This is a genomic window from Pseudomonas sp. Mn2068 (assembly GCF_049319725.1).
In the GTDB taxonomy this organism is placed as follows: Bacteria; Pseudomonadota; Gammaproteobacteria; order Pseudomonadales; family Pseudomonadaceae; genus Aquipseudomonas; species Aquipseudomonas gingeri.
Window position 1 is genome coordinate 125,052 of the sequence record NZ_JBMOUG010000004.1, and the last position, 23,794, is coordinate 148,845.

Genomic DNA, 23,794 nt, shown 5'->3' on the forward strand with positions numbered 1-23,794 from the left:
CCGTCTGTAAGCCTTTCGCCATATCCCCACCGGCCCGCGCACAAGCCACGGCCAACCGGCTGACGCCCATCCCCCGCTCGGCCCAACAACAGGTGATCATCGGGTCGGAGACGGGCCATCACGCCTGATGGCCTGCCAGCTTGTAAAGTCCCCGGAGACTGCGACGCCACGCGGCCCCGCAGAAACTCCCCGCGTACCTGACCAGGAGGGTAGCCCCATGGATAGGTGATGCCCCACGGTTGTGTGCCAAGAACCTCCCCCCACCTTCCTGCATCACGGGTCCGCCTGCAAATACGCCGTTCGCCTTACAGTCATGACTTCAGTGATGCGATTTCGATGGTCAATATGAACTCGCCTCCTCTCTACCGCCAACTCGCCAATCACTACCTCAACGCGATTCAGGCAGGAACCCTGAAAACCGGTGAGCGTTTCCCATCCATTCGCCTGATGATGGAAAAACACGCCATCAGTCTCTCCACCGCCGTCCAGATCTGTCGCCAGCTGGAAGACTACGGTGTCCTGGAAGCCCGTCCCCGCTCCGGAAACTTCATTCGCCAGCCCGCCAGGCCCATTGCGCTGGCCGCCGACAGCGAACCGCTGCTGCCCCTGGATACCAGCCACTATGTCGGTATCCACGAACAGGTCTCGGCAGTCGTCAAGGCCAGCCAGCAGGCTTCGATCCAGGTCAACCTCGCCAGTGCCTACTGCGGTGCGCAGATCTACCCGCTCAAGGTACTCCAGGACCATATGATCAAGGCCCTGCGCCAGGACCCGCAATTGATCGGCAGTCCGTCCCCGGCCTGTGGCGCCCGCCCGTTGCGCGACTTGCTGGCCCGCCGGGCGCTGGGCTCGAAGATCAGCGTCACCGCCGACAAGATCGTCATCACCAACGGGGCCACGGAAGCCATCAACCTGGCCCTGCGTGCCGTGACCCAGCCGGGGGATATCGTCGCGGTGGAGTCACCGACGTTCTACGGACTCCTGCAGATTCTCGAAAGCCTGAGCCTGCGGGTACTGGAAGTGCCCACCACGGCCAAGACCGGGATAAACCTGTTCGCCCTCGAACAGTTGCTCCAGGGTTCGGAACGGATCAAGGCGCTGATCGTCATTCCCAACCTGCACAATCCCCTGGGCAGCGTGATGCCCGATGCGCACAAGGCGTTGCTGGTGCAACTGTGCTCGGACTACGACACGGTGCTGATCGAGGACGATACCTACTCCGACCTGGCGGATACCGAGCAGCCGTTGTCGGCCCTGAAAAGCTGGGACCGCAACGACAACCTGATCTATTGCGCGTCCCTGAACAAGACGCTCGCTCCCGGCCTGCGCCTGGGCTGGATCGCCGCCGGCAAATGGCACGACCGGGTCGAGATGCTCAAGCACACCCAGTCGCGCAACTGCGAAATGCTGCCGCAGCTGGCGGTGGATGCCTTTATGAAAACACCGTCCTATGAGCGTTACCTGCGCAGGCTGCGCGGGCAGTTGACGATGCAGAGAAAACAGATGAGCGCGGCGATCGCGCAATACTTCCCGGCGGGCACGCATATCACCAACCCCAAGGGCGGCACCCTGCTGTGGGTGGAGTTGCCCCAGGGCCATTCGTCCCTGGAGCTGTTCCACCAGGCGTTGCAGCAAGGGATCTACATATCGCCTGGAATGATCTTCTCCAACTCGCGAAGCTTCGACCACTTCATCCGCATCGGCTGTGGAACGCCTTATTCACCGCGCATTGAAAATGCAGTGGCCACCCTGGGGCGCCTGATTGCGCGACAAGGCTGAACGCAGCGTGCCGGAGAGGTCTCCCGGTCACCCGCGGACCTTCCCGGCATCCCTTACATCCGGTCTACCGGATGCTCGTGCAGGCAGATGATGTGCGGGTCGTTCTGCCAATGGGGGAAGCGTTGGGCAATCAGCGGGTCGTGTCCCGGAATGACATGGTCCTCGCCATCCACCAGGCCGTCGATGGTCGCGAAGGCTTCGAGGGTCTGGGCCATGTCATCGAGAATCGGGAACGGGCTGCGCAAACGGATATTGGCCCACAGGTGCGCCGCGTCGGAAGCCAGTACCACCCAGCCACGCTGGGTCCGCACGCGCACCACCTGGCTGCCCGGCGTGTGACCACCCACCGCGTGGATCGTGACGCCCGGCACGATCTCCACGGTACCGCGATGCAGGCGCAGGCGCCCTTCGAACAGCGGCGGGATCGCCGACATCACATCGTCCACTTCGTAGGTCTTGTTGATCGTATGGTGGGTCATCTTCGGCCCTGTGCAGAAGCGCAGCTCTTCCTCCTGCAGGTGAATCACGGCCTTGGGAAACAACCCCAGGTTGCCGGCATGATCCCAGTGCAGATGCGTCAGGATCAGCGTTTCGACCCGGGCCGGATCGATACCCAGTTGCTGCAACGACTCCTCCGGCAAACGGTACATCTCACGATTGCGGCGATCGGCCGTGGCCGGCTGGAAACAGGTGTCCACGACCACCACGTGCTGGTCGTTGCGGATCACCCAGAAGTAGTAATCCAGCGGCATCGGCGCATTGGGATCACCGCAGCAGGCGTCGTAGAGAAAGTTCTCCCGCGCGGTACGCTGGGAGTTGGCGCCGACGCGGATGGCGAAGACTTCATAGACCGGGGACAGCGATGGATTCGACATGCGACTGCTCTCCTCAGGCCGGTTGCGCGGCAGGCGCCGCCTTGACGGTGGAACTGAAGTCGAAGTCCATGTCGGCGGTGATGCCCAGGTCCTCGGCCAGTCGATACAGGCCGCTATAGTCACGCATGATCGCGCTGCCACGGCTGGCCTCGCGGGTGTCGCCGATGATCACGTCGACATCGGCCACGCCGAGCTGCGTCAGGATCGCCTCCCACATCGAATAGTCCTGGGCGACAAAGGCATTGAGCGCCTCGGGCAAGGTCTGTACGAAGAAACGGCGCTTCTCGGCGTCCATATGTTCGTACATCACTTTCGCCACCTCGGCGAGCACCTTGCTGTGGGCGTATTCGTCACGGTTGTGCAGCTCGGCGACCCGGCGGTTCTGCGGCTGGATGCTCTGGTCGTCGGCGAGCATGTCCAGGTAGGCGTTGACGCTGATCTCGGCGACCACCGCAAAGGTGATCGCGGCCAGGTCCCGTTGCCAGGCATGGGGCAGTTGCGCGCACAGCGCCTGCAGGCGCAGGTAGGTGACGGAAGGCGGCAGGTCGAGGTCCTGTTCGAGGTTGCGGTCGGCCTTGCTGCGCTGGATCGCCCGCAGGTGCATGAGCGTGTGGTAGTGCTCGTCGATCAGGGTCTGCTGCATGGCTTCGCGAAAGTGCCAGTCGTCCTTGCCCAGGTACTGGTTGGCGATGACGCTCAGGGCCGGATTGACCACGCACTCCTCGGCGGTGACGGTACGCAGGTTGTAGCCGATCCAGCCCCAGGTCAGCACGGCACTTTTCAGTTCCTCGCTCAGCGCCTGGAACTTCGGATGGTGGAAGAACGGGACCATGGCAATCGGATAATCCGGCTTGCTCGGGTCGAACTCATCGGTCAGCGGGAATTTGTCGCCGGCGCAGACGGTCGCCCGCTTGGTCCAGGCCTTGTTGAGTTGCACGACCAGCTTGTGGTCGACCTTGGCGATGACAATGGCTTGTTGCATGACGTGATACCTGTAGGACGCGCACGGAGTCCGTGCGCGGGTGCAAAGGGGGAAGCCGCGGGACGCATTCGGGCGTCAGGCGAGCCAGTAGCGGGTCAGATGCCGCTGGGGGTCGCGGTACTGGCTGCGGGCATGCATCAGGCGCCAGTTGTCCCAGATCAGCACGCAGCCATCGGGGATCAGCAACGGCGTGCAGTGCTCCAGGAAGAACTGCTCGCCCAATGCCGCGATACGGCCCAGGGGCGTGCCGCTGTTACGGCCTTCGGGCGCGCCCAGGTCCTCCACGGACGGATTCACATCGCCGTAGTGGAACTGGTTGTAGCTGAAGCGGAAGATGTCGCCGTCGGCAGCGGGCTTGAAGATGTACTCCTCCAGCACGCGGCGGGTGGTTTCACCGGGCTTGGCCGTGGCGTTGAACGCGACGGGATTGTCCTCGATCCACGCCCGCAGGTCCGCCGGCAGGGTCTTGAGGAAGGCCAGGCCGTCGGCCAGTTGCGTATGCCCGCCACCGCAGGTCGCCTGGCGATGGCAGTGCAGCACCAGGTAGCGCGGCGGCGGGTCATAGACCGGCGCCTCGGTGTGGGGACCGATGCCGTTCATGCTCTGGGAGTACGGCAGGTCGTCGAAGCCCGGCTTCAGGGTGACGTCGAAGGTATCCAGGCCATTGAACTGCGGGATCACCCGGCCGAACGGCGCCAGTGTCTCGTACAGGTCAGTACTGAGTTCGCCCGGCTGCAACAGGGTCCAGCCCTGTTCGGCCAGCTCGCGATGGTGGTGGCTCAGGCCGTGCCGCGCAACCACGGCAGGGTCGTTTACAGCGGTTTCTTCCAACATGACGAAAGTCCTTTTGTCTGGTCAGGCGATGACGGCCGCGGCGTAGGCGTCGATCAGGTCACGACAGGCCTGGCCGGGCTCATACTGGAGGTCGTCGATGCTGCGCACCGGAGTGATTTCGGCGGCCGTGCCGGTCAGGAAGCACTCGTCGAAATCGCCGAGGTCATCGGGCAACAAGGTCCGCTCGATCACCTCGTAGTCCAGCGCCCGGGCCAGCCTGATCACGGTCTGGCGAGTGATGCCGTTGAGAAAGCAATCCGGCACCGGCGTGTGCAGTTGCCGGCCCTTGACGAAGAAAATATTCGCGCTGGTGGCCTCGGCCACATGGCCGCGCCAGTCGAGCATCAGGGCATCGTGATAACCGCTGTTTTCCGCATCGTGCTTGCTCAGGGTGGCGATCATGTATTGCCCCGAGGCCTTGGCCTCGAACGGGCTGCTGCTCGGTGGCGGACGCCGCCAGGCCGCGGTCTTGAGCTTGATCCCGGCCATGCGGGCCGCCGGGTCGAAGTAGCTCGGCCATTGCCAGCAGGCGATCGCCAAGTGCACGCTGTTGAAACGCGCCGAGGTCGAGATCATCTCGCTGCCGCGCCAGGCCACCGGACGCAGGTAGCCATCGGTCACGCCGTTGCGTTCGAGCAGGGCATGGCTCGCGGCTTCCAGGGTTTGCAGGTCGTAGGGAATGGAGAAGTCCATCAACTGCGCGGAGCGGTACAAGCGCTCGGAGTGCGCCCGCAGCTGGAAGATCTTCCCACCGTAGACCCGCTCGCCCTCGTAGACCGTGCTGGCGTAGTGCAACCCGTGGGTCAGGACATGGATCTTCGCTTCCTTCCACTCGACGAACTCGCCGTCGAGCCAGATGTAGCCGTCGCGCTGATCGAAAGGGACTGCTGTCGGGCCGCTCATACACTCACCTCCGCGGTGTTCATCAAGACACTGGCCACATTCAGGCCACAGAGCCGGGCTTCGGCCATCAGCACACCGGCCTCTTCTTCCGAGGCCGGGATACCGGCAATCAGGCGATTGCGCCGGGTATGGGCCTGGGGATCGCCGGCCACGCTGATACGCTCGCCGGCCTGGGCCGGGGCGGTGCGAATGGTTTCCATCAGGCCGGCAAGACTGCTCTGGAAACCGCGCAGGTCGGTGAAGGCGGCAATATCCAGGGCAATCATGAAGTGACCGATCTGCCGGCCCTTGCTGAAGGAGCCGGTGTCCAGATGATCCAACTGGTGATCCAGCGGCATGCCGGTCAGCAGGCAACTGAGCACCTGGACCATCATGGCCAGGCCCTGCCCCTTGTAGCCACCCAGCGGGGACAGCGAAACCACCTCATCCGGTTCGGCGGTGTCGTTGCCGTCCTTGTCCAGCGCCCAGCCCAGGGGCAGCGACAGGCCGAGCTTGCGGTAGTGCTTGACCTGGGAATAGGAGATCTGGCTGGTCGCCATGTCGAGTACGAAGGGTTGCTCGTCCGCCGGAGCGGTGAAGCAGATCGGGTTGGTCCCGAACATCGGCTGCTTGCCCTTGAACGGCGCCATGCGCGCCGCGGCGCTGGTGGTGACGATGCCGATCATGCCGCTGTTGGCGATTTCCAGGCCATACACCGAGGCCGCGCCGAAGTGGTTGGAGTTGCCGACCCCGACGGCCGCGATACCACTGTTGCGGGCTTCCTGCACCGCCAGCTTGGCCGCATACATGCCGGCCACGGTGCCGAGTGCCTGGTCGGCGTCGAGGATAATCACGTTGCCGTTGCGGCGCTGCACATTGATGTCCGGCATCGCATGGCTGCGGCCTTCGTCCAGTTCCCGCAGGTACAGCGGCAGCAGGCGCAGGCCATGGGTGTCGACGCCCATCAGCGAGGTGTCGACCAGGGCGTTGGCGAACCAGTGGGCGTGTTCGGTCGACACGCCACGGCGTTTGACCGCCTGCGCGCAGACCTGGCGAGCGGTGTGCGGATTCAGATAGAGCATGGTGTTCATTCCATCGAATTAGGTTGGGATCAAACGGCTTCCAGCACGACCGGAATCAGTTTCGGCGGCGCGACGCTTTCGTTCTGGAAGAAGAAAAACTCCTCGCCAAAGGCCGGGACCAACTCGTCGAACCAGGTCGCCTGCGGGTCGAACTTGGCGTAGAAAGTGCGCAATACCCACTGCGGATCGCGGGCCTGGAGAAACTGCAGGACGAAGACTTTCTCGCCAGCGACGGTCTCGATGCCGTTGATCACCACCTTGCCGTAGAAAGTACTCATCGACGGCCCGCGTACCGTGCGCGCCAGCCCGGAGACCGTGCGATAGGCCGACTGGTAGATCTCGAAGGCACGGTGCAGCGGCATCGCGAAGTAATGGCTGGGGCCGGTATCGCGCTCGACGAAGAAGTAGTACGGGATGGCCCCGAGGCGTACGCCTTCGGTCCAGAGCGCCGCCCAGTCGGCCGGATCTTCGTTGATGTGGCGAATCAGCGGCGCCTGGATCCGCAAGGTCGCCCCGGACGAGCGGATCCGCTGGATCGCCTGACGGGCCATGTCCTGCTTGATCTCCACCGGATGGTTGTAGTGGCCCATCACCGAGAGGTTCTTGCCGGTCGCCACCACACGCCTGAACAGGTCGATCAGGGCATCGGCGTCCTTGTCCGTGACAAAGCGCTGCGGCCAGTACGCCACCGACTTGGTCCCCAGGCGGATGCTCTTGATATGCGCCATGTCCGGCGCCAGCAAGGGCTCGATGTACTCGGCCAGGGAACGGGTGTTCATGATCAGCGGGTCGCCGCCGGTGATCAGCACATCGGTCACTTCGGTGTGTACCCGCAGGTAAGCCGCCAGTTCCTGGGATTCACGGGCGTTGAACTTGAGTTCTTCCTCGCCGATGAACTGGGCCCAGCGGAAGCAGAAGGTGCAGTAGGCATGACAGGTCTGGCCCGCGCCGGGAAAGAACAGCACGGTCTCCCGGTACTTGTGCTGGATACCCGACAGCGGCTTGCCATCCAGGGTCACGGTGTTGTGGGTCAACTGGCCGGCCGGGTGCGGGTTCATCCGCTGCCAGACCTGCTCGACCTGGCGCTTGACCGCCGCACTGTCATCGCCGTCGATCAGCGCCTTCAGGGCCTCGTACTCATGCGGGTGCAGCATGTCGCGGTGAGGGAAGGTCATGCGGAAGATCGGATCGTCCGGAATGTTGTTCCAGTCGATCAAGGTACTGAGCACATAATCGTTGGTACGAAACGGCATGACCTTGGACACTACCGTCATTGCTTCCTGCAACTCCGGGGTCAACTTCTGCCAATACACCGTATCGCGAATAGTGCGTGAATTATAAGGCTTGTATTTCTGTGGTTCGGACATTCCCTGCATGACAGCGCTCCTGACGATTCTGTTATGAGTTCACCTTGCATATCGCTTTGAATCGAACCGTTGCGAACTCCGCCCATTCAGCAATTACAGGCAAACAGATGCCCGTTGCCTTTAACGCTTGTTCAACGCGGCAAGTTCGATCTTGTTCAATAGCGGTTATCAACCACTGACAGCGATACAGTGCTTATTCGAATCTTTTCAATCATTCATCACGGTCAATCGATCATTGTCCCCAACGGACCGATCGCGGCTGTGCTCACTTCGCTGGCAGCGGCGCCACACGTTCCTGGTTGACCCAGGCCTGGACGCTGTCACGGCTCCATTGTCGACGGACATAGGCCGCCAGGTGCTCGGGCATCTCGTCGCCATTGGCCAGCAGGCGATTGAGCATGATTGCCAGGTCCGTGTCGGCAATGCTCCAGTCACCGAACAAGTGCCCGCCACTGTCACCGAGGAAGGTGCTGGCGACCCGATACAGCCGCTCTACGGCAGCCTTCGCCGTATCGGACAGGGGCTGGTCTTTCTTGCCGAAATAGATCAGGTCGGCCGGGCGTTCCTGGCGGATCACCAGCAGGTCGCTGCGCAGCCAGGCCTGCAACTGACGAGCCCGGGCGCGCTCCTTGAGCCCACGGGGCAGAACCTGCTTGTGGCCGGCATGGGCAAAAGCCTCGTCCAGGTATTCGGCGATGGCCGAGGACTCGGTCAGGGCGAAACCGTCATGGACCAGGGTCGGCACCTTGCAGGTCAGCGACAGATCGCGATAAGCCGGCAAGTAATTGTCCCGTTGCTTGAGATCAACGGTGACAATATCAAACGGCAGTTCCTTTTCTTTCAAGGCAACAAATGCCGACAACGCAAAGGCACTGACAAAGTCCGCACCGACATACAGGGTTAATGATTGATCAGCCACAGGACGCTCCCTTCCAGATTCAAATACATGAATAGTTTCAATCGAATTGTTCGACTGCAAAAACTGCCTGACAGATAGATAACGGGACAACGCGCGGTAATACGCCGATTTGCCCATCACTCAAATTGATTCAGAGGTGTTATCTACGGATAAGGATCGTAGATAACTGGAGACTCCTTCGATAGATACAGAAAATGCCTGTTTGTATCGATACAGATGGCCTACGGACAAACGCCTGCAGCGGGACGATCGGACAGCCGATTACCCGGGGAAGGAGCGGAGGCAAGGGGTAGCGAGGGCGCGGCAGAGTACCGGGCAGAAAAGCCGGGCGCGCAAATGCAATCAGGGAGCCAACGAACGTTGGCTCCCTGACGGGAACAGCGGCGGGGAGGAATCGCGACGGGTTACTTCACCACGCCGATCCGTCCGTTCTGATCGGCGAAATTCGACAGTGCCGCCACCTGCGGCATGTTGCTGATATTGAGCATCACCAGCGGCTCTTCCGCGGAGCCGTTGACAAATCCGTGCTTGTTCCACGCCGGCACGACGATCACGTCACCGCTGCTGACCGGTACCGCCTCGGCATCGCCCAGGGTCAGCTCGCCCCGGCCCGACTGGATAATGAACAGATGCCACCAGGTGTGGGCGTGTCCATTGAGGGTGGTGCCCGGGTTCAACCACTGCATCGAGATCACGGTGCCGGGCAGGATTTCGCAACCGCCGATACTCGACTCGCTCGACAGCGCGACGATATCGGTATCGCTGGGCTGCATGTCGCGTTGCAGGCTCGCCAGGTCCGTGCCCTTCCAGACCTGGGGCCGAGGTGACGATCCTTGCAGGCTGTCGCGGAAATCCTGATAGGTGAAAAAGCTGCCCTTGAAGGTATCCATGTGTCGTTCCATTTTTTCGTGCGGCGAATCGTTCCCGCCGCACAGACATTGAATTTATAGCTGGCGCAACGCCCCTTCGCTAACTGCGGCAATGATATCGACTTCGATGGCGGCATTCTTCGGCAATTGGTACACGCCGATGGTCGTCCGGGTATGCCGGCCGGCATCGCCCAGCACCCGATGGAAAACGTCCGAGGCACCATTGGCGACTTCGCTGAGTTCGGGGAAGTCTTCCGTCGACTTGACGTAGACCGTCACCCGCACCAGGGTCTTGATGCGATCCAGCGAACCGATGGTCTGCAGGATCAGCGCCAGCCCGCGCATGGCACTGATGCGGGCGGCTTTCTGGCCCTCGGACAGGCTCAGGTTGGCGCCGACGCGGCCGGGCAGGACCACGCGGCCGCTCATCATCGGCACCAGGCCGCTGACGTAGACCTGATCATGCAGGCGGATCACCGGCGAGTAATGACCTCCGGCGGTGTTTTCACCGTAGATGTCATAACCCAGTTCCTGGGCAATGGCGATAAAACGTTCATCACACGACATCAACATGACTTCCTTCTGTGGATGGGCAAGCACCGGGATCGAGGCGTCGGGCCAGGGGGGTTCTCGGTTCACGGCAGTGCCTCTTCGAGTTGCCGTACCGGTTCGGACTGCGACACCACGATCGCCGACTCGATGGCCCGGGTCAGTTGCAGAAGCTGCCGGCTGAGCGTCGGATAGTCGGGATTGAAAAGAATGACGTGGCCGATGAACGAGGTGTTGTCGGTCACCAGGGAGGAAACCCGGTCACCCACGCCCTTGCTGTAGCAGCCTTCGATCACCTCGATCCCCAGGCTGGCGGCCAGTGCCTGGATATCCGGAAGGTGCTGCAGGGTGCCGTGGGCAGGTGCGCTCACCAGGCGGATACCGCAGTAGCCTTGCGCGACCGGCTCGGCCTGCGCCATGCGTCCTTCGACCGCCCAGCGCACCCAACTCTCCCAGGGGTCGAATGCGTCGAGGGCAGCAAAGGCTTTACGGGCCAGGTCCCAGATATGCATGCCCGCCGGGCGCATATTGGTTTCCACGGCCGAGGTCGTGCCGTCCTGCCTGAAGAAAACCTCGTTGTGATAGGCGCCATTGTCCACGGAGACCAACTGACGCATGTGCTCGCCAGCCGCGGCGATGGCGGTCAGCGCCGCGCCCGTCAATGGCGCGGGAACGACCTGCTGGATCTCGGCACGATAAGCCCCTTCGGTGGTCGTCTTCTCGGTAACCCAGGAACGCCCCGCCACACAATCCCAGCTGTATTCCCGGGCCTCCTGCACCAGCTCTTCGACGATGATTCCGCCCGCCCGGTACTGCTCCAGGGCCGCCCAGGCTTCCTCGCACTCGGCGGGCGAGTGGATCACCCGGCAACCCCGGCTGGCCCCTTCGCAGGCCGGCTTGATAAAGGCCTTGCCGCCGAGTGCCGCGACCCGTTGGCGCAGTTCGTCGAGGTCCGCGACCCGGCAGGAAAACACGGGTCGGTAACTCGCCGGGGAAGTCGGTGCCGCCGCCTCCAACTGGCGGAAGATTTCCTTGTCCAGGCCGGCCCGGGCCTGCTCGGGCGTGATGCCCGGCAAACCGTGACGCGTCGCCAGACCCGCACCGAGCAACACCCCACGGTCGGAAAACGGCAGGACACCGAGCAGATTCCACTCATCGACCGCCAGGCAACTGGACACCGCGTCCAGCGCCGCATCGAGGTTTTCGATGGCCAAGGAGGTGGTCCAGACGTAGTCCGCCACCTCGTAGTCTTCCAGCTGGACCTTTTCCACCAGCAGGATCAGCGTCGCCTGGTAGAACGACCGGCACAGCTCGCGCAGCTTGCCGATGTCACGTACGCGGTTGCCGTTGTAGCCGACCACGATCACACAGGGTTTTGCACTCATTTCGGATCTCCCCTTCCTGTTACGGGCTCTTGCTACGGTTCAGTCATGCAGCGGCGCGTTGAGTCTGCGATTGAGGTAGTACCAGGCCAGGATCCCCAAGGCACCGATCAGCGCCAGGACATAGGCGTTATAGGGGTCGGGCAGCGCGCGCATGAGCAGCACGGTCAGACCGGCACCGACGCCCAGGGACACTTCCTTGGCGAACATGCTGTTCTGCTTGACGGAGAAGTAGTCGAGGTAGCTGAACGCGCATTCGGCGATGGACAACAGGGTGACCCAGATGAACGCACCGATCAGGGTTTCCACATGGAAGGCGGCCGGCGAGGACAGGACGAGGAATCCGGCGAAGATGATGCCGATCACGGTGAACACCTTGAACCGGCCGGTCACTTCGATCACGCGCATGACCGGGACTTGCAGGAACACCACCACGGCACTGTTGAGAATCAGCATCAGGCCGTACCAGGACGGCAGCTCGCCGGTTTCCCGCAGGATCGCCTGGGGCAGGATCGAGAACACCCCGAACAGCTTGATGCCCATGATGATGCCGGCGATCACCCACGGCAGCTTGCCCAGCCAGCCGGAACCGCCCTGGGCCTTCGACGGCGAGGAAATGGTCGGCAGTTGCAGGGTCGCGCCCATGGCGACCGGCAGGCACATCAGGACAAAGCCGGCGGCGCCGAGGAAGAACAGGGTCGGGGTCAGTTGCGGCGACAGCAGGATCAGGCCGGCGATCAGGCTGCCCATGTTCATGGCCACGCGGTTGTAGGCCGCGCCTTCCTTGGTCTGCGCCGCCTCGCTCTTGATCAGGTAACCGGCGATGGCGATCCCGTAGGCGAACAGCGCCGCGCCGAACATGACGATGCCCTGGTCCTTGGTCAGGGCCAGCAGGACCAGGCCGGTCGTGGCACACAGCAGCGTGACGCTGAGGGAGCGGCGTCCGAGGAACAGCAGCGTCAGGGGCAGCAGCAGCAGCAACGCGCGGTAGCCCAGGGCGAGAATACTGTTGGTGGCGGTGTCGAGCCAGACGTTGGCCTTGCCCAGGACCGCGAACAGCGACACGGCGGTAATGATCCGGATGACGAACAGCCGGACATTAACGGCCGGCTTGGCGATACCGGCAGTTGTTTCAACACTCATGGAGAACCTCTTCGATCAGAACGACATCTAGGACAATGAAGTCGATACTAGTGAGCGAAGTCCTTCTTGATCAGAGCAAGTTGGACTAGAATCCTCCGAACTTTATTGCTCGGATGACCAGTAAAATGCAGGCGCAAAGAGCCGTGATCGCCGCTATCGAGTTCGAGCCCGGCGCGCCACTGGTACAGCAGATCGTCGAGCGCTTCACCGCGGCCATCAGCCAGGGTGGCCTGCAGCACGGGGCCAAGCTGCCGCCGATCCGTGAACTGTCGGAGCTGATGGGGGTGGGCAAGTCGACCGTGGTCGAGGCCCTGGACCGCTTGCGGGCCAAGGGCCTGGTCGCCTCGCGCCAGGGCTCGGGGCACTATGTCACCCGCCTCAGCGCAGCGGCGCATGCCGGTGTCGGCCGCGATCTGCTGCCGCAGGACACCCTCAGCGTGGTGCGTCGCGCCCTGCTGCTGGACAACGGTGCCCTGCGGCCCGGCTGCGGTTTCCTGCCCTCTTCCTGGTTGCCCGGCGAAGAACTGCTCAAGGCCGCCCGCGGCACCCTGCGCTCCACCACCCTGCGCATGGGCGAGGCCGGGGTACCCGCCGGCTATCTGCCGCTGCGCCAGGCCCTGCGGGTGAAACTGGCGACCTTCGGCATCGAAGTACCGGTGGAGCAGATCGTGACCACCGCCAACACCGTGCAGGCCATCGACATGCTCATGCGCCTGCTGATCAAGCCCGGCGATACGGTACTGCTCGACGATCCGTGCTATTTCAACCTGCGTTCGAACCTGTTGCTCCACGGCGCCAAGGTGATCAGCATCGCCCGCGATTGCGATGGCGTGGATTTCACCCGGCTCGAACAGTTGCTCGACAGCCACCGGCCGGTGCTCTACCTGACCAACACCACCTTGCATAATCCCACCGGGCATTCGTTCTCGCCGGCCCAGGTGTATCGCTTGCTGGAGTTGAGCCACCGCTACGGCTTCCATATCGTGGAAGACGACCTGTACTGCGATATCCAGCAGAAGCGCACGCCGCGGCTGGCGGCGGCCGGCGGGCTGGAGAACATCAGCTATGTCTCGGGTTTCACCAAGACCCTGAGCGCCAACAGCCGGGTCAGTTATGCCGTGCTGACGCCGGAACTGGCGGCGCGGATGATCGCCCTGAAGATGATGAGCGGCGGCGTGACTTCGGAGCTGGCCGAGCAGATGACCTACCGGATGCTCAGCGACGGCAGCTACACCAAGCATGCGCGGCGGCTGGTCGACCGTTTGTACGAGTCGAACGACCGGGTCGCGCAATGGCTGGCAGAAGCGGGCTGCGCGTTGTCATCCTGTCCGGGAGAGGGGCTGTTTCTCTGGACCCGCCTGCCCGCCGGGATGAACGCCGAGACGCTGGCGCGCAAGGGCCTGGAGAATGACATCGTGCTGGCCCCGGGAACCCTGTTGAGCACGGCCGACGACGCGGTGAGCTTCCTGCGCTTCAACGTCGCCCATAGCGATGACATGCGCGTACGGGAGCGGTTCATGCGCCTGCTGGACAGCTAGGCGAAAAAAAGCCCCGCGCTTCTTCCGAAGGCGGGGCTTTTTTCGTCATGCGGGTCACTCAGTGCGCGTAAGTCAGCAACAACTCGGTCGGCACCTTGAAGTCCAGGGACATCATCACGCTCAGGGCGGTAATGGTGAAGATCGAGAACACGAACAGCTTGCGTGCCCAGACCGTGTCATCCACCGCCTTGTAGCCGGTCCAGGCCATGTACAACCAGTACATGCCCATGGCCGCGGCCACCGCGAGGTAGCTCATGCCGGCATAACCGCTGAACGTCAGCATCAACGTCGCGCCGAGGAAGGCCAGGATGTAGAGCAGGATGTGCTTCTTGGCCACCAGGATCCCGCGCTTCACCGGCAACACCGGAATCGATGCGGCCAGGTAGTCGTTGAAGCGGAAGATCGCGATCGCGTAGGAATGCGGCATCTGCCACAGGCTGAACATCACCAGCAGCGTCAGCGCCGCCATGTCGAAGCTGTTGCTCACCGCCACGTAGCCGATCACCGGTGGCATCGCCCCCGACAGACTGCCGATCAGCGTGCCGTGAACCGACTTGCGCTTGAAGTACAGGCTGTAGAAGCCGACGTAGATGACGAAGCCGATCACCGCGAACAGCGCCGCCAACGGGTTGGCGACGCGGTACAGCAAGGCCACGCCGGCAACGCCGAGGACGGTCGCGTAGACCAGTGCCAGTTTCAGGGAGATAAGCCCCTGGACCAGCACCCGGTTCTTGGTGCGTTCCATCTTCAGGTCGATGTCGCGGTCGATGCAGTTGTTGAACACGCAACCGGACGCCACCACCAGCGAGGTGCCGATCATGGCCGCCAGGAAGATGGCCAGATCGACATGCCCCTTGGAGGCCAGGAAGAAGCCACCCGCCACAGAAAGCACGTTACCGAAAATGATCCCCGGTTTGGTGATTTGGATAAAGTGCTTGAGCGACATCGGGTCTACCTCACTTCGCCATCATGACGGCGTGGATGCTGAACATGATCCACAGTGACAGACCTACCAGCAGGACAATCACCAGCGCCGCGAAGATAAACGCAACCACGTTGTTGCGCTGCGCGGCGGAACGGTCCAGGTGCAGGAAGTACACCAGGTGCACCAGCACCTGGATCACGGCGAAGATCAACACGATCCACAGGGTCGCGGCCTTCGGCAGCGACGGGTACATCACCAGGCCGAACGGGATGGCAGTCAGGATGATCGACAGGACAAAGCCGATCATGTACGACTTCACGCTGCCGTGGTTGGCATCACTGGAATGGTGTGCATTAGCCATTTACAGAGTCCCCATCAGGTAAACAACGGTGAATACGCAGATCCACACGACGTCCAGGAAGTGCCAGAACAGGCTCAGGCAGCTCAGGCGAGTGATGTTGGTCGGCGTCAGGCCGTTTTTCCAGACCTGGTACATCATCACGGCCATCCAGATCAGGCCGCTGGTGACGTGTACACCGTGGGTCCCGACCAGGGTGAAGAACCCGGACAGGAAGCCGCTGCGGTTAGGACCGTAGCCTTCTTCGATCAGCTTGTGGAATTCGTTGATTTCCATGCCGATGAAGCCCAGGCCGAACAGGAAGGTGATCGCCAACCAGCCCAGTACCTGGCTTTTCTTGCCCTTGAACAACGCCAGCATGGCGAAGCCGTAGGTGATCGAGCTGAGCAACAGGCAGGCGGTTTCGCCCAGCACGTAAGGCAGTTCGAAGATGTCGTGGCCCGACGGGCCACCCGCTACGTTGTTAACCAGTACCGCGTACGCTGCGAAGATCGACGCAAAAAGGATGCAGTCGGTCATCAGGTAGAGCCAGAAACCGAATACGGTCATCTCGCCCGAGTCGTGGTGATGGTCATCGTGCCCATGGTCATGACCATGGGCGTGTCCAGCATGAGTCACTGCATTCGACATGGTTTAAGCCTTTTCCAACGAGGTTTCAACACGAGCATTGGCCGCAATCGCCTTGGCCTCTACCAGCACCTTGTGCTGCTCGGCTTCGATGCGTTCGATGGTCTCTACCGGCACCATGTAGCCCTGGTCGTCACGGGCGGCATGGATGATGAAATAGATCACGGTACCGGCCAGGCCGAAGATGGCCATCCACCAGATGTGCCAGATCATCGCGAAACCGAAGACGGTCAGCAGAGCACCCATGACCAGGCCGGTCGCGGTGTTGTTCGGCATGTGGATCGGCTGGTAGCGCTTTGGAACCGAGTACGCGGTACCGTTTTCCTTGGCTTCGGTGAATGCGTCGACCACATCGGCTTTCGGCAGTTCGGCGAAGTTGTAGAACGGTGGTGGCGAAGAGGTCGACCATTCCAGGGTATGGCCGTTCCATGGGTCGCCGGTCACGTCCAGGTTCTCCTTGCGATCACGCACGCTGACGTAGATCTGGATCAGTTGCGAAGCGATACCGAAGGCGATCAGGACCGCACCGAACAGAGCGACGTACAGGTACGGTACCCACTCAGGGTTGGTGCTGGCGTTCAGGCGACGGGTCATGCCCATGAAGCCCAGTGCATAGAGCGGCATGAACGCAACGAAGAAGCCCGAGATCCAGAACCAGAACGCTGCCTTGCCCCAGCCTTCGTGCAGCTTGAAGCCGAACGCTTTCGGGAACCAGAAGCTGAAGCCGGCGATGTAGCCGAATACCGCGCCGCCGATGATCACGTTGTGGAAGTGCGCGATCACGAACAGGCTGTTGTGCAGGACGAAGTCAGCACCCGGGATGGCCAGCAGTACGCCGGTCATGCCGCCGATGGCGAAGGTCACCATGAAGCCCAGGGTCCAGAGGACCTGGCTGGTGAAGCGAAGGCGACCGCGGTAGATGGTGAACAGCCAGTTGAACAGCTTCACCCCCGTCGGGATCGAGATCAGCATGGTCGCCAGGCCGAAGAAGGCGTTGACGTTGGCACCCGAGCCCATGGTGAAGAAGTGGTGCAGCCAGACCATGAAGCCCAGCACCGAGATCGCGCCACTGGCGTAGATCATCGAGTGGTGGCCGAACAGTTTCTTGCCGGAGAAGGTCGAGATGACTTCGGAGAAAACCCCGAACGCCGGCAGGATCAGGATGTACACCTCGGGGTGACCCCAGGCCCAGAACAGGTTGACGTACATCATCGGATTTCCACCCAGTTCATTGGTGAAAATGTGGAAATCCATGTAGCGGTCAAGCGTCAGCAAAGCGAGTGTGGCGGTGAGGATCGGGAACGAAGCAACGATCAGCACGTTGGCCCAGGTGCAGGTCCAGGTGAAGATCGGCATGTCCATCAGCTTCATGCCAGGGGTACGCATTTTCAGCACGGTGGCCAGGAAGTTCACCCCGGTCAGCGTCGTACCCAACCCTGATAGCTGTAGCGCCCAGATATAGTAGTCGACCCCCACGCCCGGACTGTATTGCAGTCCCGACAGCGGCGGATACGCAACCCAACCGGTCTTGGCGAATTCGCCGACACCCAGGGAAACGTTGATCAGCACCACGCCGGATACCAGCAGCCAGAAGCTCAGGGAGTTCAGGAACGGGTAGGCAACGTCACGCGCACCGATCTGCAGCGGCACGACGATGTTCATCAGGCCGGTGAAGAAAGGCATCGCCATGAAGATGATCATGATCACACCGTGTGCGGTGAAGATCTGGTCATAGTGATGGGGAGGCAGGTAGCCAGGCGAACCCTCGGTGGCCATGGCCAGCTGGGTACGCATCATGATGGCGTCGGAGAAGCCGCGCAGCAGCATGACCATGGCCACGACGATGTACATGACACCGATTTTCTTGTGGTCGACGGAAGTCAGCCACTCGGTCCACAGGTAGGTCCACTTCTTGAAGTAGGTGATCGCCGCGAACAACGCCAGACCACCGAGCGCGATCATGGCAAGGGTCACCATGACAATCGGTTCGTGGAACGGGACCGCTTCCCAACTTAATTTACCAAACATCGTTTACTCCTCTGCCCCGGCAGCTGAATGCGAACCTTCCGTTGCGGCGACTTCTTTCTTCTCGTGCTCGACCGGCTTGCCTGGTTTCATACCTTCGTACTTGTCGACGATGATCTGAAACAGGTTCGGCGTAACGCTGGAATAAAGCTCGACCGGGTTGTCCTGGCTCGGCTTGGAAAGGTCTGCGTATTCAGCTTGTTCAAGCTGTTTAGGTGCCTTCTTGACCTCAGCTACCCAGGCATCGAAATCCGCCTGGCTGGTTGCGGTCGCTTTGAATTTCATACCGGTGAAGCCGGCGCCGCTGTAGTTGGCGGAAATCCCTTCGTACTCATGATTCTCGTTGGAGATCAGGTGCAGCTTGGTCTGCATGCCGGCCATCGCGTAGATCTGACCGCCCAGGCCCGGGATGAAGAACGAGTTCATCACGCTGTCGGAGGTGATCTTGAAGTTCACCGGGGTCTTGGCCGGGAACACCAGCTTGTTGACGGTGGCGATGCCTTGTTCCGGATAGATGAACAGCCACTTCCAGTCCAGCGCGACGACTTGTACTTCAATCGGCTTGACGTCGGATTCCAGCGGACGATACGGGTCCAGGGCGTGGGTCGACTTGTAGGTCACGATGCCCAGGAACAGGATGATGATCGCCGGAACGGCCCAGACCACGATTTCGATCTTGGTCGAGTGATTCCACTTCGGCGCATAGGTGGCGTCCTTGTTCGACGCGCGGTATTTCCAGGCGAAGGCAAAGGTCATCAGGATGACCGGCACCACGACCAACAGCATCAGCAGCGTGGCAGTGATGATCAGGTTACGTTCGTCCAGTGCCACCTGACCCTTCGGGTCGAGCAAGGTCATGTTGCACCCTCCCAGCAACAACGTGCCGAGCAGCGGCAATAAGCCTAGGAATCTGGGGTACCTTGTTTTACTCATCTCACGACCTCTAAAGCAGCTTGCGCAATGCAGTTGGGTTTTGATCGCCAACACTTCACCCTGCCAAGGGTTGGCATTTTTTCTTCAATTGAATAAGGGCCTGCCCTTCGCGCTAATCGCTGATCGGCACATCTGGAGCTGGCAGTGAGTTCTTATTCGATTTTGTCGGTCAAAGGCCTTGTTACAGACCAATTCCATTTGGTGCGGATACTTGGAGGTTGCCAGCACCCGGGATCGCATGGCACCTTTCAGCCCCTCGATCGCCCTCGTGCGCTCAGGGATGAGCAGCGCCGGACATTCAGTGCGGGCGATTGTAGATATGTCGCGTTTTATAAACCATGTCTCATCCTGAAATATTTTTTATCCGTCCGCGCAACAATCATTCACCGATTTTGCAATGATCCTTAATCGTATCGCTTTTCATTCTCAACAAAAAGCTCTGATACGCGCTTCTACCGGACAACCTGATATGCCCCCCGCGCCGGCCGGACGGCCTCCCGAGGAACGTCTTCCCCCGGTAAAACGGGGTCCATAGCAGGTATTTGGTCCCTTGCAAGGTACTCCCTTCGTGGCCTCCGGCGAAAAAGCCGGCCAGGGAACTTTCCTGAGAATTGTTGTCGATTGGAGGGCTGCACCATCGTCGCAAACGCCCCCTGCGACACCTGCGACGTGACAATATGTCGCACTTTTCCCGGGCCTTTCGTTGCCCTCGATCACCGCCTCTTCACGAGCCCCACGGACACAAAAACGCCCCGGCCTCCCTCGGGAAGACCGGGGCGTCCCGGACTGGATCAGCGGTTTTGCCGACGGTTGCGATAAATGCCCAGCGGCACCAGCACGACAGTCAGGACAAAGGCTACCAGCGCCCATTGCGCCAGGGACAAGCCCAGGACCGGAGGGTACGGGGTCTCGCAGAAACCGTCGACCTGGAACCCCAGCGGGAAAAGCTTCGCCAGTGGCAGGCCGTCGACAATCGGCTGCAACACATCGATCCCGCAACTGACCTGCGGAAAGGCCTGGATATAGACATGCCGGCCTGCCACGGCCACCCCGGCGACCGCGCTCAACCACGCCAGCACCTCCAGCACCGTGAGACTGCGCGGGGTACGCATGCCGGCGCCGATGAAGGCGAAGATGGCGATGAACAGCAAGGCATAGCGCTGCAGGATACACAGCGGGCAAGGCGCCTCACCCAGTACCACCTGCATATAGAGTGCACCGCCGATCAAGGCCAGGCAGATCACCCCGAGCAGGACGAGAAAGCGCCGCTCCCGTCCCAGCCGCATCATTTCGTCATTCATCCCGTTTTCCTTTGACTCGTTATTGGATCGGCCGGAAGGCAGCGCTGGCAGCGGCCGCATCAAGCCGAGGTTGTCTTCGACAGGCCGCTCTGGGCGCCATCCGAACGTGGTCGATCCGATCAATATCCGTGGCCCGGAAGTCTACACGCAGGTCATGACCTTTGAATGTATTGAGCACGTGGAAAAGTGCTCCCGCAAGTGCGGGAAGCCACAGAACCTGTTGTTGGAATCAGCCCTGGGGAATTAACGACAGGCTGATTAAAGGCGGATTAACCGCTGAGGGATTTTTCGGATTGCGCAAACAATGCCGGTCGAGTGATCGTTCCCACGCGCGGCAAAGGAATGCAGCCGTGACGCTCTGCGTTACAAGAGCGGAGGCAGAGCGTCCCGAGAGGTATTCCCACGCTGGAGCGTGGGAATGCTCATCATCGTTATTCCAGGGCCGCTGCCGGGCCGAAGAACTCATACCGGCTCTGTGTTTCCGGTACGCCCAGCGCCTTCAGGTGACGCTTGATCGCGCCCATGAAGCCCTTGGGCCCGAGGAAGTAGGCATCCAGGTCACGCTGCTCCGGCAGCCATTCGGCCAGCAACTCCTGGCTCAACAGGCCGACCTTGTGCGCCGCCGGGCTCACGCCGTCATCTTCGGCATAGCAGTAGAAGCGCTTGAGCTGCGGATGCCGTTCGGCGAGGCCATCGACCCAGTCGCGGAACGCATGCACGCCACCGTTGCGCGCGCAGTGGATGAAGTGCACCGGCCGCTCGGTCGCCAGTGCCGCTTCGAGCATCGGCAAGGTCGGGGTGATGCCGACACCGCCGCTGATCAGAACCAGCGGCTTATCGCTGGCGGTCAGGATGAACTCGCCCGAGGGCGGGAACAGCTCCAGGGTCTGGCCGACCGCCAGTTGATCATGCAGGTAGTTCGAGGCCCGGCCACCGGCCTCGCGCTTGACGCTGATGCGGTACTGCCCGGCCTTCGCCAGGGCCGACAGGGAGTAATTGCGGCGCAGCTCCTCGCCGTCGACGACCAGCTTCAGGCCAATGTACTGCCCCGGTTCGAAGGCGAGGATGGCCTGGCCATCCACCGGTTCGAAATAGAACGAGGTGATTTCCGCGCTCTCCTCGACCCTGGCCGCCACCTTGAACGACCGGGCACCACGCCAGCCGCCTGGCGCCTGGGCCTTTTCGTCGTAGATCGCGGTCTCGGCACCGATGAGGATATCGGCCAACTGGTTGTAGGCCGCGCCCCAGGCACTCATCACCTCGGGAGTGGCGATCTCCTCGCCAAGCACTTCGTGGATGGCCCGCAGCAGGCAGGTGCCGACGATCGGGTAATGCTCCGGGAGAATCTGCAGCGCGACATGCTTGTTGATGATCTTCGCCACCAGGTCGCCCAACTGGTCGAGCTGGTCGATATGCCGGGCGTACATCAGCACACCGTTGGCCAGTGCCCGCGGCTGGTCGCCACTGGACTGGTGGGCCTGGTTGAACAGCGGACGCACCTGCGGGTACTCGGACAGCATCATCCGGTAGAAGTGGGTGATCAGCGCTTCCCCGCCGCTTTCCAGCAGCGGGACAGTCGACTTGACGATGGCACGGTCTTGAACGCTCAGCATGGGATCAACTCCTGGAGTTTAGGCTTCGCCTGAATTGACCTTGACTATTCACACACCATGCCAGAATAAAAATCCTTTAAAATCAATTAATTAAAATATTATTAGTCACAAGGACTACAGCCACCTTATAGTCAGTCTGACACCACAGGAGTCAATATGACTGCAAAATCCCTGCTGACCACCCTGCTGCCGCTGGTATCGGATCTTTCCCGGGAACTGCCCGAAAGCGAACGTTACCGGCGCCTGCTCGAAGCCATGCGCGCCCTGCTGCCTTGTGACGCCGCGGCGCTGCTGCGCCTGGACGGCGAGTGGCTGGTGCCGCTGGCCGTCGACGGGCTGAGCACCGACACCCTCGGCCGGCGCTTCAAGGTCAGCGAGCATCCGCGCTTCCAGATCCTGCTCGGCAGCCATGGGCCAACCCGTTTCGACAGCGACAGTGAATTGCCCGACCCTTATGACGGCCTGGTGGATGGCCTGACCGAGCACCTGGAGGTCCATGACTGCCTGGGTTGCCCGCTGTTTATCGACGAACGCCCCTGGGGCCTGCTGACCCTCGATGCCCTCGACCCGGAACGCTTCGAGCGGATCGAACTGGATGCCCTGCAAGCCTTCGCCAGCCTGGCGGCGGCCACGGTCAGTGCCGCCGAACGCATCGAGCGCCTGGCCTTGCGCGCCGAGGACGAACATCAGCGCGCCGAACTCTATCGCCAGGCCAGTAACCCGCAGAATCGCGAAATGATCGGCCAGAGCAAAGCCCACAAGCGCCTGGTGGAAGAGATCAATCTGGTCGGTGGCAGCGACCTGACGGTGCTGATCACCGGTGAAACCGGGGTCGGCAAGGAACTGGTGGCCCAGGCGATCCATGCCGCCTCCCCGCGTTCGGAAAAACCCATTATCAGCCTCAACTGTGCCGCCCTGCCGGATACCCTGGTGGAGAGCGAGCTGTTCGGTCACGTACGCGGCGCCTTCACCGGGGCGGTCAACGACCGGCGCGGCAAGTTCGAGCTGGCCAATGGCGGCACCCTGTTTCTCGACGAGGTCGGCGAACTGTCGCTGAGCGTCCAGGCCAAGCTGCTGCGAGTGCTGCAAAGCGGCCAGTTGCAGCGACTGGGCTCGGACCGCGAGCATCAGGTGGACGTGCGGCTGATCGCCGCCACCAACCGCGACCTGGCCGAAGAAGTGCGCAGCGGACGCTATCGGGCCGACTTCTATCACCGCCTGAGCGTCTATCCGCTGCAAGTACCGGCCTTGCGTGAGCGCGGGCGCGACGTCCTGCTGCTGAGCGGCTTTTTCCTCGAACAGAACCGCTCGCGCATGGGCCTGGGCAGCTTGCGCCTGAGCCTCGACGCCCAGGCGGCGCTGCTGGCCTACAACTGGCCGGGCAATGTCCGCGAGCTGGAACACCTGATCGGCCGCAGTGCCCTGAAAGCCCTGGGCAATTGCCGCGAACGGCCGAAGATCCTCAGCCTGGGCGCCGCCGATCTCGATCTGCCAGCGGTGACAGCCGAAGCCCCGACGGCACCTGCCATCGCCCCGTCGGGCCTGGAAAGCGGAGTCGACCTGCGCCAGGCCACGGAGCACTACCAGCGGCAACTGATCGGCAACTGCCTGGAAAGACACCAGAACAACTGGGCCAGTGCCGCCCGGGAGCTGGGCCTGGACCGGGCGAACCTGGGACGGATGGCCAAGCGCCTGGGCTTGAAATGAGCCAAGGCAACCCGGGAGCCCGCCGGAGCCGGGGTGGCCCGCGAAGAACGATAACGCGGCGGACCTGAAAAACCGCGCCGCCCTCTTCGCGAGCCAGCACCGCT

The 23,794-nt window shown here is 61.8% G+C and carries 21 protein-coding genes; 3 read left to right on the forward strand and 18 right to left on the reverse strand.

The window, feature by feature from the left end:
• The first annotated feature begins 345 nt into the window (after window positions 1-345).
• Entirely contained in the window at window positions 346-1,779 is a 1,434-nt protein-coding gene (locus tag ACL9RJ_RS11275) for a PLP-dependent aminotransferase family protein (protein ID WP_422765256.1), read from the forward strand.
• A gap of 53 nt (window positions 1,780-1,832) precedes the next feature.
• Here the strand turns inward: ACL9RJ_RS11275 and ACL9RJ_RS11280 are convergent, their stop codons facing one another.
• From ACL9RJ_RS11280 to ACL9RJ_RS11330, 11 genes are all read right to left on the reverse strand, one after another.
• Window positions 1,833-2,654, reverse strand: coding sequence for an N-acyl homoserine lactonase family protein (locus ACL9RJ_RS11280; RefSeq protein WP_017123648.1), 822 nt, complete (start codon window positions 2,652-2,654; stop codon window positions 1,833-1,835).
• Between the two features lie 13 nt (window positions 2,655-2,667).
• A complete protein-coding gene (locus ACL9RJ_RS11285; RefSeq protein WP_017123647.1) occupies window positions 2,668-3,636 on the reverse strand; it encodes a diiron oxygenase in 969 nt (322 codons plus the stop codon).
• Between the two features lie 75 nt (window positions 3,637-3,711).
• On the reverse strand, window positions 3,712-4,470 hold the full coding sequence (locus tag ACL9RJ_RS11290) for a TauD/TfdA family dioxygenase (protein WP_017123646.1): 759 nt from the start codon (window positions 4,468-4,470) through the stop codon (window positions 3,712-3,714).
• 21 nt (window positions 4,471-4,491) lie between these two features.
• Window positions 4,492-5,373, reverse strand: coding sequence for a branched-chain amino acid aminotransferase (locus tag ACL9RJ_RS11295; protein WP_017123645.1), 882 nt, complete (start codon window positions 5,371-5,373; stop codon window positions 4,492-4,494).
• Complete coding sequence (locus ACL9RJ_RS11300) at window positions 5,370-6,434, reverse strand: Ldh family oxidoreductase (RefSeq protein WP_256351450.1); 1,065 nt, start codon at window positions 6,432-6,434, stop codon at window positions 5,370-5,372. Before ACL9RJ_RS11300 ends, ACL9RJ_RS11295 begins: the two co-directional genes overlap by 4 nt.
• 29 nt (window positions 6,435-6,463) lie before the next feature.
• Window positions 6,464-7,810, reverse strand: a complete 1,347-nt coding sequence (locus ACL9RJ_RS11305) for a KamA family radical SAM protein (RefSeq protein WP_017123643.1) — start codon at window positions 7,808-7,810, stop codon at window positions 6,464-6,466.
• Window positions 7,811-8,066: 256 nt separating this feature from the next.
• Window positions 8,067-8,720: a glutathione transferase gene (gene yfcF / locus ACL9RJ_RS11310; protein WP_177117745.1), complete on the reverse strand. Its 654-nt coding sequence runs from the start codon at window positions 8,718-8,720 to the stop codon at window positions 8,067-8,069.
• Between the two features lie 404 nt (window positions 8,721-9,124).
• The gene (locus ACL9RJ_RS11315; RefSeq protein WP_017123641.1) at window positions 9,125-9,610 is read right to left on the reverse strand and encodes a cupin domain-containing protein; all 486 of its coding nucleotides are present in this window, start codon (window positions 9,608-9,610) and stop codon (window positions 9,125-9,127) included.
• Between the two features lie 54 nt (window positions 9,611-9,664).
• Window positions 9,665-10,156, reverse strand: a complete 492-nt coding sequence (locus ACL9RJ_RS11320) for a RidA family protein (protein ID WP_042934406.1) — start codon at window positions 10,154-10,156, stop codon at window positions 9,665-9,667.
• Between the two features lie 68 nt (window positions 10,157-10,224).
• Window positions 10,225-11,523, reverse strand: coding sequence for an ATP-grasp domain-containing protein (locus ACL9RJ_RS11325; RefSeq protein ID WP_177117746.1), 1,299 nt, complete (start codon window positions 11,521-11,523; stop codon window positions 10,225-10,227).
• Between the two features lie 39 nt (window positions 11,524-11,562).
• Entirely contained in the window at window positions 11,563-12,663 is a 1,101-nt protein-coding gene (locus tag ACL9RJ_RS11330; RefSeq protein WP_177084171.1) for a hypothetical protein, read from the reverse strand.
• Window positions 12,664-12,788: 125 nt separating this feature from the next.
• On the opposite strand from ACL9RJ_RS11330, the gene ACL9RJ_RS11335 reads away from it, so the two are divergent.
• Window positions 12,789-14,201, forward strand: coding sequence for a PLP-dependent aminotransferase family protein (locus ACL9RJ_RS11335; protein WP_017123637.1), 1,413 nt, complete (start codon window positions 12,789-12,791; stop codon window positions 14,199-14,201).
• Window positions 14,202-14,259: 58 nt separating this feature from the next.
• On the opposite strand, the gene cyoE is transcribed toward ACL9RJ_RS11335, so the two are convergent.
• From cyoE to hmpA, 7 genes are all read right to left on the reverse strand, one after another.
• Window positions 14,260-15,147: a heme o synthase gene (cyoE, locus tag ACL9RJ_RS11340; RefSeq protein ID WP_017123636.1), complete on the reverse strand. Its 888-nt coding sequence runs from the start codon at window positions 15,145-15,147 to the stop codon at window positions 14,260-14,262.
• Between the two features lie 10 nt (window positions 15,148-15,157).
• Window positions 15,158-15,487: a cytochrome o ubiquinol oxidase subunit IV gene (cyoD, locus tag ACL9RJ_RS11345; protein ID WP_017123635.1), complete on the reverse strand. Its 330-nt coding sequence runs from the start codon at window positions 15,485-15,487 to the stop codon at window positions 15,158-15,160.
• The gene (locus tag ACL9RJ_RS11350; RefSeq protein ID WP_042934322.1) at window positions 15,488-16,114 is read right to left on the reverse strand and encodes a cytochrome o ubiquinol oxidase subunit III; all 627 of its coding nucleotides are present in this window, start codon (window positions 16,112-16,114) and stop codon (window positions 15,488-15,490) included.
• A 3-nt stretch (window positions 16,115-16,117) separates the two neighbouring features.
• Window positions 16,118-18,139 carry a cytochrome o ubiquinol oxidase subunit I gene (gene cyoB, locus ACL9RJ_RS11355; RefSeq protein ID WP_042934320.1) on the reverse strand — a complete coding sequence of 674 codons (2,022 nt, stop codon included), beginning with the start codon at window positions 18,137-18,139 and terminating at the stop codon, window positions 16,118-16,120.
• Window positions 18,140-18,142: 3 nt separating this feature from the next.
• Window positions 18,143-19,069 (reverse strand): ubiquinol oxidase subunit II, encoded by a 927-nt coding sequence (cyoA, locus tag ACL9RJ_RS11360; RefSeq protein WP_042934318.1) that lies wholly within the window; start codon window positions 19,067-19,069, stop codon window positions 18,143-18,145.
• Between the two features lie 791 nt (window positions 19,070-19,860).
• On the reverse strand, window positions 19,861-20,370 hold the full coding sequence (locus ACL9RJ_RS11365) for a disulfide bond formation protein B (protein ID WP_017123631.1): 510 nt from the start codon (window positions 20,368-20,370) through the stop codon (window positions 19,861-19,863).
• 431 nt (window positions 20,371-20,801) lie between these two features.
• A complete protein-coding gene (gene hmpA / locus ACL9RJ_RS11370) occupies window positions 20,802-21,983 on the reverse strand; it encodes an NO-inducible flavohemoprotein (protein ID WP_017123630.1) in 1,182 nt (393 codons plus the stop codon).
• A gap of 156 nt (window positions 21,984-22,139) precedes the next feature.
• Here hmpA and norR point away from each other — a divergent pair, with 156 nt between their 5' ends.
• Window positions 22,140-23,690 carry a nitric oxide reductase transcriptional regulator NorR gene (gene norR, locus ACL9RJ_RS11375; RefSeq protein WP_017123629.1) on the forward strand — a complete coding sequence of 517 codons (1,551 nt, stop codon included), beginning with the start codon at window positions 22,140-22,142 and terminating at the stop codon, window positions 23,688-23,690.
• Window positions 23,691-23,794 lie beyond the last annotated feature (104 nt).

Coding starts and splice junctions, on each gene's coding strand:
- ACL9RJ_RS11275 (WP_422765256.1), top strand. CDS start 346: ATGAACTCGCCTCCTCTCTACCGCCAACTCGCCAATCACTACCTCAAC.
- ACL9RJ_RS11280 (WP_017123648.1), bottom strand. CDS start 2,654: ATGTCGAATCCATCGCTGTCCCCGGTCTATGAAGTCTTCGCCATCCGC.
- ACL9RJ_RS11285 (WP_017123647.1), bottom strand. CDS start 3,636: ATGCAACAAGCCATTGTCATCGCCAAGGTCGACCACAAGCTGGTCGTG.
- ACL9RJ_RS11290 (WP_017123646.1), bottom strand. CDS start 4,470: ATGTTGGAAGAAACCGCTGTAAACGACCCTGCCGTGGTTGCGCGGCAC.
- ACL9RJ_RS11295 (WP_017123645.1), bottom strand. CDS start 5,373: ATGAGCGGCCCGACAGCAGTCCCTTTCGATCAGCGCGACGGCTACATC.
- ACL9RJ_RS11300 (WP_256351450.1), bottom strand. CDS start 6,434: ATGCTCTATCTGAATCCGCACACCGCTCGCCAGGTCTGCGCGCAGGCG.
- ACL9RJ_RS11305 (WP_017123643.1), bottom strand. CDS start 7,810: ATGCAGGGAATGTCCGAACCACAGAAATACAAGCCTTATAATTCACGC.
- ACL9RJ_RS11315 (WP_017123641.1), bottom strand. CDS start 9,610: ATGGATACCTTCAAGGGCAGCTTTTTCACCTATCAGGATTTCCGCGAC.
- ACL9RJ_RS11320 (WP_042934406.1), bottom strand. CDS start 10,156: ATGTCGTGTGATGAACGTTTTATCGCCATTGCCCAGGAACTGGGTTAT.
- ACL9RJ_RS11325 (WP_177117746.1), bottom strand. CDS start 11,523: ATGAGTGCAAAACCCTGTGTGATCGTGGTCGGCTACAACGGCAACCGC.
- ACL9RJ_RS11330 (WP_177084171.1), bottom strand. CDS start 12,663: ATGAGTGTTGAAACAACTGCCGGTATCGCCAAGCCGGCCGTTAATGTC.
- ACL9RJ_RS11335 (WP_017123637.1), top strand. CDS start 12,789: ATGCAGGCGCAAAGAGCCGTGATCGCCGCTATCGAGTTCGAGCCCGGC.
- cyoE (WP_017123636.1), bottom strand. CDS start 15,147: ATGTCGCTCAAGCACTTTATCCAAATCACCAAACCGGGGATCATTTTC.
- cyoD (WP_017123635.1), bottom strand. CDS start 15,487: ATGGCTAATGCACACCATTCCAGTGATGCCAACCACGGCAGCGTGAAG.
- ACL9RJ_RS11350 (WP_042934322.1), bottom strand. CDS start 16,114: ATGTCGAATGCAGTGACTCATGCTGGACACGCCCATGGTCATGACCAT.
- cyoB (WP_042934320.1), bottom strand. CDS start 18,139: ATGTTTGGTAAATTAAGTTGGGAAGCGGTCCCGTTCCACGAACCGATT.
- cyoA (WP_042934318.1), bottom strand. CDS start 19,069: ATGAGTAAAACAAGGTACCCCAGATTCCTAGGCTTATTGCCGCTGCTC.
- ACL9RJ_RS11365 (WP_017123631.1), bottom strand. CDS start 20,370: ATGAATGACGAAATGATGCGGCTGGGACGGGAGCGGCGCTTTCTCGTC.
- hmpA (WP_017123630.1), bottom strand. CDS start 21,983: ATGCTGAGCGTTCAAGACCGTGCCATCGTCAAGTCGACTGTCCCGCTG.
- norR (WP_017123629.1), top strand. CDS start 22,140: ATGACTGCAAAATCCCTGCTGACCACCCTGCTGCCGCTGGTATCGGAT.